Source organism: Streptomyces sp. H27-C3 (assembly GCF_030063415.1).
GTDB lineage: Bacteria > Actinomycetota > Actinomycetes > Streptomycetales > Streptomycetaceae > Streptomyces.
The window spans coordinates 80067-93702 of sequence record NZ_JASITA010000005.1; the positions used below are offsets into that span (position 1 = coordinate 80067).

Genomic DNA, 13636 nt, shown 5'->3' on the forward strand with positions numbered 1-13636 from the left:
CTGCCACGCTCGCCCCCCTCGACCGAGCAGTGGCCCCCGCGCCGCACGGGCAGTCCCGCGCCCTCGCCGTGCACGGCGAGGGCGCGGGTTCGACCGGCTGCGGGCCGACCGGCTGTGGTTCCACCGGCCGCGGGCCGGCCGTCACTCAGCTGTCGCTGCGGACCCGCTCCCGGATCCAGACGCCGGCCTCCTTGAGCACACCGGTCCCTGTCCAGTTGGTCCCATTACAGGTGCCGGTCTTGAAGACGGCGCCGGAACGGTTGTCGTCGGAGTAGTTCCAGTTGGTCCAGGAGATCTTCTTGCGCTTCATCAGGTCGATGTAGCGCTGGGACTGCGCGAAGTCGTTGGCGCCCTCGCCCGCGTAGTCCTGCGTCCCGAACTCGGTGACGAAGATGGGCAGCTTGTCGGAGGCCCGGTTGAGCGCGTCCAGGTACTCCGTCTTGTGCGAGGCGGCGTAGAAGTGGAACGTGTACATGATGTTGGAGGCGTTGACCGGGCTGTTCACCACGTCCTTCTCGTCCGCCCCCTCCGAGACGCCGAGCGAGGACCACGCGCGCGTGCCGACCAGGACCACCGCGTCGGGGTCCTGGGCCCTGATGATCGGGATGATCTTCTCGGCGTACGACTTGATCCTGGACCAGCTCGTCGCGGACGGCTCGTTGGCTATCTCGTAGAGCACGCCGGGATTGTCCTTGTACTTCTTCGCCATCGCGGTGAAGAAGGTCTTGGCGCGCTCGAAGTTGAAGTTGGGGTCGCCCGGGTCGAGCATGTGCCAGTCGATCACGGCGTACATGCCGCGCTTGTGGGCTCCGTCCACGAACTTCTGGGCGAGGCTGGTGAAGCGCTGCGGGTCGGTCTGGTAGCCACCCTCCTGAACGTAGGTCGAGACGCGCAGGACGTCGGCACGCCAGTCGCCTGCGAGCGCGTCCATCGACCCGTCCGTGACGCACTTCGCGTACCACTGGGTGCCGTGTGTGCTCATGCCGCGCAGCTGGATGGGCTGCCCCTGCTGGTTGCACAGCTGCTTGCCGCAGACCTTCAGCTGGCCGTTCTCGGAGACGGGGGTCGCGAGGGGCTTGGCGCCGGCCGGCGTCTGCAGCGCGATCACGACCCCGAGAGCTGAGGCGACGAGCAGGGCTTTGCGCTGCCGCATCGTACGTCGGTGCATGGTGACGCTCCCTTGGGCTGGGGGTTCCGGTACGGGAGTTCAGTGGCAGATACACCATGGACATGACAGTCCAGTCCGTGGAATCCGCTTCATGGACGTGAAAGTTAGGGTCGTTTCCAGTCTCCGTCAAGAGTGTTGGGAAACTTTACTAACTATTGCGGGAGCGGGAGAGTGGCAGCACGAGGCGACAGGAGGACTGCCGGGTGCCGGCAGGGGGCGCGGGCCGGGAACAGCGAAACGGGGCCGACAGCCTGAGCTGTGACCCCGTCGATCCTCTGAGCTGCGCCTACAGTGCGCGCCGCATCGCCCGGTGCGCGATGTCCGCGTCCAGGAACTCCGGCCCGTACGCCGCATAGCCGAGCCGCTCGTAGAAGCCCAGCGCGTGCGTCTGCGCGTGCAGGTCGACGGCGCTCAGGCCGAGCTCCCCGGCCACGTCCTCGATCGCCCGCACCAGCGCGGCCCCGACACCGAGCCCACGTGCGGCCCGGCTCACGGCCAGCCGACCGAGCGAGCCGACCGTCGCGTCGCCACCGGTCGGGCCGGCCGCCCCCGGGCCGTGCAGCAGCCGTCCCGTGCCCAGCGGCAGCCCTTCGTCGGTCACGGCCAGGACGTGCACGGCCAGGGCGTCGTAGGCGTCGTGGTCGATGTCGGCGGGCACCTCCTGCTCGACGACGAAGACCTCTTTGCGGACAGCGAAGCAGGCCTCGGTGTCCGCGGGCCCGTCGGCGACCCGGACGACGTACGAAACCGACCTCACTCGCTCTCCGCCCGGATCACGTCCAGCGCGTTCTGGAGGTCTTCGGGGTAGGTGCTCGCGTACTCGACCCACTGGCCGTCGGACGGGTGCTCGAAGCCGAGCCGCACGGCGTGCAGCCACTGCCGCGTCAGGCCGAGGCGCTTGGCGATGGTCGGGTCCGCGCCGTAGGTGAGGTCGCCCACGCACGGGTGGCGGTGGGCGGACATGTGCACGCGGATCTGGTGCGTGCGGCCCGTCTCCAGCTTGACGTCCAGCAGGCTCGCGGCCCGGAAGGCCTCGATGAGGTCGTAGTGCGTGACGGAGGGCTTGCCCTCGGCCGTCACGGCCCACTTGTAGTCGTGCTGGGGGTGGCGGCCCACCGGGGCGTCGATGGTCCCGCTCATCGGGTCCGGGTGGCCCTGTACGAGCGTGTGGTAGCGCTTGTCGACCGTACGCTCCCGGAACTGCTGCTTGAGCAGGGTGTAGGCGCGCTCCGACTTGGCGACGACCATGAGGCCGGACGTACCGACGTCAAGGCGGTGCACGATGCCCTGGCGCTCGGAGGCGCCGGAGGTGGAGATCCGGTATCCGGCGGCGGCGAGGCCGCCGATCACGGTGGTGCCGGTCCAGCCGGGGCTCGGGTGGGCGGCCACTCCGACCGGCTTCACGATGACGACGATGTCGTCGTCGTCATGGACGATCTCCATGCCCTCGACGGGCTCGGCGATGATCTGCACGGGCGCGGCGGCCTGTGGCAGCTCCACCTCGAGCCAGGCCCCGCCGTGCACCCGTTCCGACTTCCCGACCACCGCCCCGTCGACCTGAACCTTTCCCGCGGCGGCGAGATCGGCCGCCTTGGTACGGGAGAAGCCGAACATGCGGGAAATAGCGGCGTCGACGCGCTCGCCTTCTAGGCCATCGGGAACGTGCAGGGTGCGAACCTCGGGAATCGTACTCACCTGTCGAGTATGCCTTGTCAGTCCTTGTGGACGGTCCCATCGGGGTCCAGGCCCCGGAACGACAGGATCACAATGAGGATGCCGCCGCAGACGATGGCGGAGTCGGCCAGGTTGAAGACCGCGAAATTCGCCGGCGCGATGAAGTCCACGACGGCGCCCTCGAAGACGCCGGGCGAGCGGAAGATCCGGTCGGTGAGGTTGCCCAGCGCACCGCCGAGCAGCAGGCCCAGCGCGATGGCCCAGGGCAGGCTGTAGAGCTTGCGCGCGAGCCGGGCGATCACCACGATCACGGCGGCCGCGATGCAGGTGAAGATCACCGTGAAGGCCTCGCCGATGCCGAAGGCGGCGCCCGCGTTCCGGATCGCCTCGAACCTGAGCAGGTCCCCGACGACTTCGATCGGCTCGTGGTGCTCCAGCTTCGCCACCACGAGCATCTTGGTGCCGAGGTCGAGCAGATAGGCGACGAGCGTCACCACGAACAGCGCGGCGATCCTGCGCCTGCCCCTGTTCGCGGGCTCCTCGGCTGGGTCCCCCGCGCCGGTCCCGACCTCGGCATCGAGCTCGCCACCGCCCTCGGGCCGGGCCGCCGCGTCGGAGGGCCGCTCCGGCTCGGCGCCTCCGGCCTCAGGGGTATCCGGCGTACCGATGATGCGCTCCGCCTCTGCCACGTGAGTCCCTCAACCTAGGTGCCTGACTAGAGCACGAGGGTACGGCACACACGTACGGACTCCGAGGCGCCGGACCAGCCACGCGGCGGTCCGGCCACGGTCCTTCGGAGCCCTCGGTGGCTTTCGGCGGCCCTCAGGAGCGGCGCTCCTGCTTCTGCTTGTCCTCCACGCACAGCGTGGCGCGTGGGAAGGCCTGCATGCGCGCCTTGCCGATCGCCTTGCCACAGATCTCGCAGAGCCCGTACGTGCCCGCGTCCAGCCGGTCCAGCGCCCGCTCGGTCTGCTCCATCCGCTCGCGGGCGGAGGCGGCCAGCGCCAGCTCGTGCTCGCGGGAGATGTTCTTGGTGCCGGTGTCGGCGTCGTCGTCGCCCGCGCCACCACCGGAGTCCCGCATCAGCCCGGACACCGCCTCCTCCAGCGTGGCGATCTCGGCCCTGAGCTGCAGGATCTCGCTCTCCAGCTCGGCCCGTGCCTCGGCGATCTCCGACGAGGTCCACGGATCCTCACCCGGCCGGACCGCGAGCTCGCCCACGTCCGCCGCGGCTGCCGTGCGGGACTTGGGAACCGCCGCGGCCGTGGCCGCCGGGGCCTTCTTGACGGCCGACGCCCTGCTCGGAGTCTTTTTCGCAACCACCGTCTTGGCTCCTGTCTGTTCCGCGGCCTGAGCCGCCCCCTTGGCCGCAGGAGCGGCCCTCTTCGCAGCCGCCTTCTTGGCAGGCGCCTTTGCGGCAGGTGCCGCCTTCTTCGCGACCGCCTTCTTCGCGGTCTTCTTGGCGGTCTTCTTGGGAGTCTTCTTGGCGGTGGCGGTCTTCGCTGCGGCCGCCCTCTTCCCACCGGCCCCGTCAGCGTTGTCAGCCGCCGTACCAGTGGATCCTTCGGACGCCGTTTTCTTCTGTACGGCGGTCTTCTCAGCCACCATGGCCGCGGCCCCTTCACATTTTGTGATCTTGCGCGCGAATCGTGCTGGGACGATAAATCGACCCCAGCCCCGCGGCAACGGGGCACGCCGCCGGTAGACCGCGCCGCACGGTCGACACGGCGGGTCTGCATCCGTTGTGCCCATGCTCTCCGCCGGGTAATCCGCCGCCCGGAAGCAGCCGGAGCCGATCGGGGTCCGTATGGCCATTCGGGCTAGCGGCGCTGCCCCCCGGCGCCTTGCGGAAACCAGGCGGTCTCCCGGCCCGGCGGCCCGTACACTGGGCCCTGCGAAAGGCGATGACGGGGACCAGTAGCGTCGTACGCAGTCATGAGCGACCCGGGGACGGTGAGAGCCCGGGGACGAGCGCGAAGTGAAGCATCACCCCGGAGCCGCCGGAAGAACGCCCTCAGGGGTCAGTAGAACCGGCATCGCGACCCCAATGAGGGGGCCGCCGGCACCGTCGGCGGTCAAGGAGGGTGGTACCGCGGGAGCACTCACTCTCGTCCCTCCGACGGAGTTGCCACGTCCGCCGGAGGAACCGATGTCGCAGTACCGCCAGGTGCCAGCCCAGGTCGACCTGCCCGCCCTTGAGCACGCCGTGCTCGATTTCTGGCACGAGAGCAAGGTCTTCGCGAAGAGCCTCGATCAGTCCGAGGGCCGCCCCGAGTGGGTCTTCTACGAGGGCCCGCCGACCGCCAACGGAATGCCCGGTGCCCACCACATCGAGGCCCGCGTCTTCAAGGACGTCTTCCCGCGCTTCCGCACCATGCGCGGCTACCACGTCGCCCGCAAGGCCGGCTGGGACTGTCACGGCCTGCCCGTCGAGCTGGCCGTCGAGAAGGAGCTGGGCTTCACCGGCAAGAAGGACATCGAGGAATACGGCATCGCGGAGTTCAACGCGAAGTGCCGCGCCTCGGTGACCAGGCACACCGACGCCTTCGCCGAGCTGACGACCCGCATGGGGTACTGGACCGACCTCGACGGCGCCTACCGCACGATGGACCCCGACTACATCGAGTCGGTCTGGTGGTCGCTGAAGGAGATCTTCAACAAGGGCCTGCTGGTCCAGGACCACCGCGTCGCTCCGTGGTGTCCGCGCTGCGGCACCGGCCTGTCCGACCATGAGCTGGCGCAGGGCTACGAGACGGTCGTCGACCCCTCGGTCTTCGTCCGCTTCCCGCTCACCTCGGGCCCGCTGGCCGGCGATGCGGCGCTCCTCGTATGGACGACCACTCCCTGGACCCTGGTCTCCAACACAGCCGTCGCCACGCACCCCGACGTCACCTACGTCGTCGCGACGAACGGCGCGGAGAGGCTCGTCGTCGCACAGCCGCTGCTCGAAAAGGCCCTGGGTGAGGGCTGGGAGGCCACCGGCGAGAGCTTCACCGGCGCGGAGATGGAGCGCTGGAAGTACCAACGCCCCTTCGAGCTGGTCGAGTTCCCGAGCGGCGTCGAGGGAACCAATGGGCACAGCCCTGCTGAAGCCCACTACATCGTCAACGCCGAGTACGTCACCACCGAGGACGGCACCGGTCTCGTCCACCAGTCCCCCGCCTTCGGCGCGGACGACCTCCTGGTCTGCAAGGCGTACGGTCTGCCGGTCATCAACCCGGTCCGCCCCGACGGCACCTTCGAGGAGGACGTCCCGCTGGTCGGCGGCGTCTTTTTCAAGAAGGCAGACGAGGCGCTCACCGAGGACCTGGGCAACCGCGGACTGCTGTTCCGTCATGTCCCCTACGAGCACAGCTATCCGCACTGCTGGCGCTGCCACACCGCGCTCCTCTATTACGCGCAGCCGTCCTGGTACATCCGCACCACCGCGGTCAAGGACGCGATGCTGCGCGAGAACGAAAAGACCAACTGGTTCCCTGACTCGGTCAAGCAGGGCCGCTTCGGCGACTGGCTGAACAACAACGTCGACTGGGCGCTGTCCCGCAACCGCTACTGGGGCACCCCGCTGCCCATCTGGCGCTGCGAGGACAACCACCTCACCTGCGTGGGCTCGCGCGCCGAGCTGACCGACCTGACCGGCACCGACCAGTCGTCGCTCGACCCGCACCGCCCGTACATCGACGACGTGACGTTCCCCTGCCCGGACGAGAGCTGCGCGCTCACCGCGACGCGAGTGCCCGAGGTCATCGACGCCTGGTACGACTCGGGTTCGATGCCGTTCGCGCAGTGGGGATACCCGCACAAGAACAAGGAGCTCTTCGAGAAGCGCTACCCGGCGCAGTTCATCTCGGAGGCCATCGACCAGACCCGCGGCTGGTTCTACACGCTGATGGCCGTCGGCACCCTGGTCTTCGACAAGTCGAGTTACGAGAACGTCGTCTGCCTGGGCCACATCCTGGCCGAGGACGGCCGCAAGATGTCCAAGCACCTGGGCAACATCCTTCAGCCCATCCCCCTGATGGACCAGCACGGCGCGGACGCCGTGCGTTGGTTCATGGCAGCCGGCGGCTCCCCGTGGGCGGCGCGGCGCGTGGGCCACGGCACGATCCAGGAAGTCGTCCGCAAGACGCTCCTCACGTACTGGAACACGGTCGCCTTCCAGGCGCTCTACGCCCGTACGTCCAACTGGGCCCCGTCCGCGGCCGATCCGGCCCCGGACGGCCGCCCGGTCCTGGACCGCTGGCTGCTGTCCGAGCTGCACGCCCTGAGCGACCAGGTCACCTCGGCGATGGAGTCGTACGACACCCAGCGCGCCGGCAAGCTCCTCTCGTCGTTCGTCGACGACCTGTCCAACTGGTACGTACGCCGCTCGCGCCGCCGGTTCTGGCAGGGCGACAAGGCGGCGCTGCGCACCCTGCACGACGTGGTGGAGACGGTCACCCGGCTGATGGCCCCGCTCACCCCCTTCATCACGGAGCGGGTCTGGCAGGACATGATCGTCCCGGTCACGCCGGGCGCCCCGGAATCGGTCCATCTCTCCACCTGGCCCGAGGCCGACCTCTCCGCGATCGACCCCGCGCTCTCCCAGCACATGGCGCTGGTACGCCGCCTGGTCGAGCTGGGCCGCGCGACGCGTGCGGAGTCCGGCGTCAAGACCCGCCAGCCGCTGTCCCGCGCACTGATCGCGGCCCACGGCTTCGAAGCCCTTTCCCCCGAGCTGCGCGCCCAGATCACCGAGGAGCTCAACGTCACCTCGCTGGCCTCCCTCTCGGAGGTCGGCGGCTCCCTGGTCGACACCACGGCCAAGGCGAACTTCCGCGCACTGGGCAAGCGCTTCGGCAAGGGCGTCCAGGCAGTGGCGAAGGCGATCGCCGAGACGGACGCGGCGGCCCTGTCCCTCGCCCTGCGCGAAGGCACCGCGACGGTGACGGTCGACGGCGAGCCGGTGTCCCTGACCCCGGACGAGGTCATCATCACCGAGACCCCCCGCGAGGGCTGGTCGGTGGCCTCCGACTCGGGCGCCACGGTCGCGCTGGACCTGGAGATCACCCCGGAGCTGCGCCTGGCGGGCCTGGCCCGCGACGCGATCCGCCTGATCCAGGAGGCCCGCAAGAACAGCGGTCTGGACGTCGCGGACCGTATCGCGGTCCGCTGGAGCACGACGGACCCGGAAACCACCGAGGCCCTCACCGCGCACACCAAGCTCATCGCGGAGGAGGTCCTGGCGCTGGACTTCGCGGCGGCGGAGGCGGAGGCGGACACGACCTACGGCGACCCGTTCACGGACGAGGGCCTGTCCCTCACCTTCCGGCTGCGGAAGACCGAAGTGTAGGCCTCAACTCGCGCGAGCGAAGGCCCGGCCGACTTCGGCCGGGCCTTCGCTGTTTCGCCGTGCGGACTGAACGTTTCCCCGATGCCGCACGTACTTCAGCCTGTCGGCGTTTGAGGACCGGGGTCTGGGGCGGAGCCCCCGGTTGTGGGAAGGGCCGGGTAGGGGAACAGCCCGCCCCAGGCGCCACCCCGCCGCACCCCCGTCCCGCACCCGGGGCCCGCCCCGCACGCCAAAAGGGCCGGGCCCCGGGGAGTGAATCCCCGGGGCCCGGCCCTCAGCCTGCCGACGGCTACGCGCTCAGCGCGCGCATGCCCGTCAGTTGTCGTCCTCGTCGATGAGGAAGCCGCGCATCGGCGAAGGCGCCTGCTGCATCGGCTGCGGAGCCTGCGGCCGCACCGGCGCCATCGGCTGAGTCATCGCCGGGGACATCTGCTGCTGGCCGCCGTAGGACGGAGCGTTGGACTGCTGGCCACCGTGGCCGCCCATCGGCGGCTGACTGCCCATGGAGTGCCCCATCGCGCCCGCACCGGCCGGAGCCATCGAGCCACTCATCTGCGGAGCCGGCGGCAGCGAAGCGGTCGCCGGGGTCCGCGGCGGAGCCAGCGAGTCGTCCGCCTGGGTCTCCAGCTGACGCAGCTGGCTCTCCAGGTAGGACTTCAGCCGGGTCCGGTACTCGCGCTCGAAGCCGCGCAGGTCCTCGACCTTGCGCTCAAGGGTGGCGCGGGCGGACTCCAGCGAGCCCATCGCGACACGGTGCTTCTCCTGCGCGTCCCGCTCCAGTGCGTCCGCCTTGGCGCGGGCGTCCCGCTCCAGGCCCTCGGCGCGGCTGCGCGCCTCGCCGACGATCTTGTTGGCCTCGGAACGGGCCTCCGCGATCGCCTGGTCCGCGGTCTGCTGCGCCAGCGAAAGCACACGCGCGGCGCTGTCGCCACCGGGTGCCTGACCGGGCTGCGGGAGCTGCGGTCCATGGTTGCCCATGGGGCCGCCCATCGGGCCGCCCATCTGGTTCTGCATCTGGTTCTGCATCTGGCCCTGGCCCATGGGGCCCTGACCCATCTGTCCCTGGCCCATCGGACCCTGGCCCATGGGGCCGTGCTGGCCCTGCGGACCCGGACCGTGCTGCTGGACCTGGCCGTGCTGGCCCTGCGGGCCCGGACCGTGCTGGCCCTGCTGGCCGTGCTGGCCCTGCTGGCCGTGACCACTGGGACCCGCGGGCAGCTGCGGAGCACCACCGGGCAGCTGGGGCGGACCCATCTGCGGGGGCTGCTGCTGGACCGGCGGGCCGGATATGGCCGCGGGCACGGGCGCACCGGGTCGATCCTGCTGTTCCTGCTTGCGCATGCCCTGCTGCTGGTTCTGCGCGGCGGCACGCGTCGCGGCGGCCAGCTTGGCGCGCAGATCCTCGTTCTCGCGGAGCAGTCGCGTCAGTTCGGCCTCGACCTCGTCGAGGAAGGCATCAACCTCGTCCTCGTCGTAGCCTTCTCGGAGCCGGACGGTCGTGAACTGCTTGTTCCGCACGTCCTCGGGGGTCAGCGGCATCTCTTCTTCACCTCTACGTAGTCGTCGGCAGTCGGCAAGACCGTATCGCTCACATCTTGACCACGATGCTGATCAGGATGTAGACGATGATCATCAGAACGAAGAAGGACAGGTCGAGTGCCACGCCCCCGAGACGCAGCGGCGGAATGAACCGCCGCAGAAGCTTGAGCGGTGGATCGGTGACAGAGTAGGTGGCCTCCAGAACGACCACCATCGCCTTGCCGGGTTCCCATGAGCGCGCGAACTGGAAAACGTAGTCCATGACGAGCCGGAAGATCAGCACGATGAGGAAGCACATCAGCGCGATGTAGATCACCTGTAGTGCAATGCCCATCTCGTACTTCCCTCTCCCCATACCCTCACGGTCCGGCCTCCCGGCCGGGGTCGTTCCCCTGTGTCACGTGTGTCGCGTCTCAGCTCTGATTGAAGAAGCCGCCCTCTGCAATACGGGCCTTGTCCTCCGCCGTGACATCGACGTTAGCAGGCGACAACAGGAACACCTTCTGCGTCACTCGTTCAATGCTGCCATGCAGACCGAAGACGAGTCCTGCCGCAAAGTCGACAAGTCGCTTCGCATCCGTGTCGTCCATCTCCGTGAGATTCATGATCACGGGAGTGCTCTCGCGGAAGTGTTCCCCGATGGTACGGGCCTCGTTGTAGGTCCGCGGGTGCAGCGTGGTGATGCGGTAGGGCTCCCGCTCGGACACAACCTTGGGCATGATCACCGGTGCGTTCTTCTCCAGGTTCGGGCGTTCAGGTGTGATGGATGCCACGGGAGCGATTCGCGCCGGTCGTCCGCTTTCCGCCGCGAGCGGAACCGGCTCGCGCTGCGCGGGAGGCTGCACCACGCGCACGGAATCCTCGTGCCGGTCCTGGTGCGGTGGCTGGTGCCGCCGGTGCTCCCGCTCGGGCTCCGGCTCGGGTTCGAAATCGTCATCGGGATCGAAACCCCGGCCGTCGTACCCATCGTCCTCCACGAGGCCGAGGTAGACCGCCATCTTGCGCATCGCGCCGGCCATTCTCTGAGTCCTCCGCTCTGTGGTGGATCGGCATCGTCACCATCGGCATCGTCACCAAGTGCCCGCGATCCACTGGGCCTGCCCACCTGTTGGTGGGAATGACCATATTTTCTGCTGTGGTCCGACTTGCTTCGCGACGTTACCCGAGGCGGGGTCGGACTCCGAGTACCGCAGTACCGACGCGTACATGTGTCGCCCCGGCCACTACGGCCTGCTCAAGGTCCGCACTCATCCCTGCCGAGACCATGTTCGCAGCAGGATGCGCCGCGCGCAGGCGGGATGACAATTCCACCAGCCGCTCGAATGCCTCACGTTGGCGCCCCTCGTACGGTCCCGCCAGAGGCGCGACCGCCATCAGACCGTCGAGCCTCAGGCCCGGGGCCCCGGCCACCTTCGCGGCCAATTCCTCGATGCCGTCCGGTGCCACACCGCCCCGCTCCCCGCGCTCGCCCGACCCGGCGTCGAGGGCGACCTGGATCAGGCAGCCGAGCTCACGCCCGACCCCCGTCGCCGCCGTCGAAAGCGCGGTGACGAGCTTCGCCCGGTCCACGGACTGCACGATATCGGCATAGGACGCCACAGAACGGACCTTGTTCGTCTGCAGCTGTCCCACGAAGTGCCAGGAGATCGGCAGCCCGGCGGACTCGGCCGCCTTGGGAGCCGCGTCCTGGTCCCGGTTCTCCGCGACATGGCGCACGCCGAGCTCGGCGAGCAGCCGTACATCGCTGGCGGGGTAGGTCTTGGTGACCACGATCAGGGTTACTTCTTCGCGCTTGCGCCCGGCGGCCGTACAAGCGGTGGAGATACGTTCCTCCACCTGCTTCAGGTTCGCCGCGAGTTCAGACTTGCGATCCGTCATGCGTCATCCGTCCAGCCAGACATATCCGGCGAGCCGCCCCGTGGTGCGGTCGCGGCGGTACGAGAAGTGGTCACCCGACTCCAGGGTGCAGACCGGCGAGAGCTGCCGGTCCCGTACGCCGAGCGCTTCGAGCTGCGCGTGCACCCCGGCGCTCACATCGACGGCCGGGGTTCCCCAGCTCGTCTCCGACCAGGCCTCGGGCACCGCGTCGGCGACCTCGGCCCGCATCTGCGCGGGCACCTCGTAGCAGCGTCCGCAGACGGCGGGGCCGGTGCGGGCGGTGATCCGGGACGGCTCGGCGCCCAGTGTGATCATTGCCTCGACGGCGGCGGGGACGACCCCCGCGACCAGACCGGGCCGCCCGGCGTGGGCGGCCGCCGCGACGCCGGCGACGGGGTCGGCCAGCAGGACGGGGGTGCAGTCCGCGGTGAGAACGGCGAGGGCGAGCCCGCGCCGGGCGGTCACGATCGCGTCGACCGCCGGGATGCGCGCGGTGCCTTCGCCCCACGGTCCGTCGACGACGGCCACCTCACGCCCGTGCACCTGGTTCATCCAGACGACCAGCGAGGGGTCGAGGCCGAGCGCCTTGGCCGCGATGTCCCGGTTGGCCAGTACGGCGGCGGCCTCGTCGCCGACCGCGCCACCGAGATTGAGCTCCGCGTACGGAACGGCGCTCACCCCGCCCCACCTGTCGGTGAAGGCGAAGTGCGCGCCGTCCGGGTGTATCGCGTCGTGCTGCACGGTCACTTCAAGAAGTCCGGGACATCCAGCTCTTCGGCCTGGCTGTCCTGGTACGGGCGGGCCGGCGGCACGTGCGGCGGCGAGACCGGCGTGCTGGTGTACTCGCTCACCGGGGCGGCCTCGGCCGGGGCCGGGGTCTCCTCGCGCGGCGGAACCGTGCCGATGCCGCCGGTGGACCGCGACGTCTCCGCGGGGCGGGACGGCGTGGACTCCTCGCGCTTGCTGCCCGCGCCCGCACCGAGACCGGTCTCCCGGCGGGTCGGCGGCTGTCCGCCGTCGAAGCCGGCGGCGATCACGGTGACCCGCACCTCGTCGCCGAGCGCGTCGTCGATGACCGCACCGAAGATGATGTTGGCCTCGGGGTGCGCGGCCTCACTCACCAGCTGCGCGGCCTCGTTGATCTCGAAGAGACCGAGGTCCGAGCCGCCGGAGATGGAGAGCAGCACACCGCGGGCGCCGTCGATGGACGCCTCCAGGAGCGGCGAGGAGATCGCCATCTCCGCGGCGGCCACCGCGCGGTCGTCGCCGCGTGCCGAGCCGATGCCCATCAGGGCGGATCCGGCCTCGGACATCACGGACTTGACGTCCGCGAAGTCGAGGTTGATCAGACCCGGGGTGGTGATGAGGTCGGTGATGCCCTGGACGCCCGAGAGCAGTACCTGGTCGGCCGACTTGAACGCGTCGAGCACGCTGACCTGACGGTCCGAGATGGACAGCAGCCGGTCGTTGGGAATGACGATGAGGGTGTCGACCTCTTCGCGGAGCTCGGCGATGCCGTCCTCCGCCTGGTTCGCGCGACGCCGGCCCTCGAAGGTGAACGGGCGGGTGACCACGCCGATCGTGAGGGCGCCGAGCGAGCGCGCGATGTTGGCGACGACAGGTGCGCCGCCCGTTCCGGTGCCGCCACCTTCGCCGGCGGTGACGAAGACCATGTCGGCCCCCTTGAGGACCTCCTCGATCTCCTCACGGTGGTCCTCTGCCGCCTTGCGTCCGACTGCCGGGTTGGCTCCGGCGCCGAGGCCGCGGGTGAGTTCCCGTCCGACGTCGAGCTTGACGTCGGCGTCGCTCATCAACAGCGCTTGTGCGTCCGTGTTGATCGCGATGAACTCGACGCCTTTGAGACCGACCTCGATCATTCGGTTGATGGCATTGACACCACCGCCGCCGACACCGATGACCTTGATGACTGCGAGGTAGTTCTGCGGTGCTGCCACGTCGAAGGCCTCTCGCCTCGAGTTACGTGCCGCCGCGGAGTTGCAGCGCCGCGACGACTGATGCCGATTGGGACGGTCCGAACGCCGACC

The 13636-nt window shown here is 69.5% G+C and carries 12 protein-coding genes; 1 reads left to right on the forward strand and 11 read right to left on the reverse strand.

Annotated elements, in window-relative coordinates; all coding sequences use genetic code 11:
* Window positions 1-145 precede the first annotated feature (145 nt).
* From QMK30_RS06470 to QMK30_RS06490, 5 genes are all read right to left on the reverse strand, one after another.
* Window positions 146-1168 (reverse strand): glycoside hydrolase family 5 protein, encoded by a 1023-nt coding sequence (locus QMK30_RS06470; protein WP_502963077.1) that lies wholly within the window; start codon window positions 1166-1168, stop codon window positions 146-148.
* 286 nt (window positions 1169-1454) lie between these two features.
* Window positions 1455-1925 (reverse strand): GNAT family N-acetyltransferase, encoded by a 471-nt coding sequence (locus tag QMK30_RS06475; protein ID WP_283516192.1) that lies wholly within the window; start codon window positions 1923-1925, stop codon window positions 1455-1457.
* Window positions 1922-2863 (reverse strand): RluA family pseudouridine synthase, encoded by a 942-nt coding sequence (locus QMK30_RS06480; protein WP_283516193.1) that lies wholly within the window; start codon window positions 2861-2863, stop codon window positions 1922-1924. Before QMK30_RS06480 ends, QMK30_RS06475 begins: the two co-directional genes overlap by 4 nt.
* 17 nt (window positions 2864-2880) lie before the next feature.
* Complete coding sequence (lspA, locus tag QMK30_RS06485; protein WP_283516194.1) at window positions 2881-3531, reverse strand: signal peptidase II; 651 nt, start codon at window positions 3529-3531, stop codon at window positions 2881-2883.
* A gap of 133 nt (window positions 3532-3664) precedes the next feature.
* On the reverse strand, window positions 3665-4450 hold the full coding sequence (locus tag QMK30_RS06490) for a TraR/DksA family transcriptional regulator (protein WP_283516195.1): 786 nt from the start codon (window positions 4448-4450) through the stop codon (window positions 3665-3667).
* A gap of 541 nt (window positions 4451-4991) precedes the next feature.
* On the opposite strand from QMK30_RS06490, the gene ileS reads away from it, so the two are divergent.
* Window positions 4992-8174 (forward strand): isoleucine--tRNA ligase, encoded by a 3183-nt coding sequence (gene ileS / locus QMK30_RS06495; RefSeq protein ID WP_283516196.1) that lies wholly within the window; start codon window positions 4992-4994, stop codon window positions 8172-8174.
* A gap of 315 nt (window positions 8175-8489) precedes the next feature.
* On the opposite strand, the gene QMK30_RS06500 is transcribed toward ileS, so the two are convergent.
* From QMK30_RS06500 to ftsZ, 6 genes are all read right to left on the reverse strand, one after another.
* A complete protein-coding gene (locus QMK30_RS06500) occupies window positions 8490-9713 on the reverse strand; it encodes a DivIVA domain-containing protein (RefSeq protein ID WP_283516197.1) in 1224 nt (407 codons plus the stop codon).
* A gap of 49 nt (window positions 9714-9762) precedes the next feature.
* A complete protein-coding gene (locus QMK30_RS06505; RefSeq protein WP_283516198.1) occupies window positions 9763-10047 on the reverse strand; it encodes a YggT family protein in 285 nt (94 codons plus the stop codon).
* 79 nt (window positions 10048-10126) lie between these two features.
* On the reverse strand, window positions 10127-10732 hold the full coding sequence (locus QMK30_RS06510; protein ID WP_283516199.1) for a cell division protein SepF: 606 nt from the start codon (window positions 10730-10732) through the stop codon (window positions 10127-10129).
* A gap of 139 nt (window positions 10733-10871) precedes the next feature.
* Complete coding sequence (locus QMK30_RS06515) at window positions 10872-11591, reverse strand: YggS family pyridoxal phosphate-dependent enzyme (protein ID WP_283516200.1); 720 nt, start codon at window positions 11589-11591, stop codon at window positions 10872-10874.
* A gap of 3 nt (window positions 11592-11594) precedes the next feature.
* A complete protein-coding gene (gene pgeF / locus QMK30_RS06520) occupies window positions 11595-12338 on the reverse strand; it encodes a peptidoglycan editing factor PgeF (RefSeq protein ID WP_283516201.1) in 744 nt (247 codons plus the stop codon).
* Window positions 12335-13546: a cell division protein FtsZ gene (ftsZ, locus tag QMK30_RS06525; RefSeq protein WP_283516202.1), complete on the reverse strand. Its 1212-nt coding sequence runs from the start codon at window positions 13544-13546 to the stop codon at window positions 12335-12337. The genes pgeF and ftsZ overlap by 4 nt, the downstream gene beginning before the upstream one ends.
* Between the last annotated feature and the right edge of the window lie 90 nt (window positions 13547-13636).

Bases quoted from the DNA above. Each gene is read 5' to 3' on its own strand.
- QMK30_RS06470 (WP_502963077.1), bottom strand. From the start codon at position 1,168: ATGCACCGACGTACGATGCGGCAGCGCAAAGCCCTGCTCGTCGCCTCA.
- QMK30_RS06490 (WP_283516195.1), bottom strand. From the start codon at position 4,450: ATGGTGGCTGAGAAGACCGCCGTACAGAAGAAAACGGCGTCCGAAGGA.
- ileS (WP_283516196.1), top strand. From the start codon at position 4,992: ATGTCGCAGTACCGCCAGGTGCCAGCCCAGGTCGACCTGCCCGCCCTT.
- QMK30_RS06500 (WP_283516197.1), bottom strand. From the start codon at position 9,713: ATGCCGCTGACCCCCGAGGACGTGCGGAACAAGCAGTTCACGACCGTC.
- QMK30_RS06505 (WP_283516198.1), bottom strand. From the start codon at position 10,047: ATGGGCATTGCACTACAGGTGATCTACATCGCGCTGATGTGCTTCCTC.
- QMK30_RS06510 (WP_283516199.1), bottom strand. From the start codon at position 10,732: ATGGCCGGCGCGATGCGCAAGATGGCGGTCTACCTCGGCCTCGTGGAG.
- QMK30_RS06515 (WP_283516200.1), bottom strand. From the start codon at position 11,591: ATGACGGATCGCAAGTCTGAACTCGCGGCGAACCTGAAGCAGGTGGAG.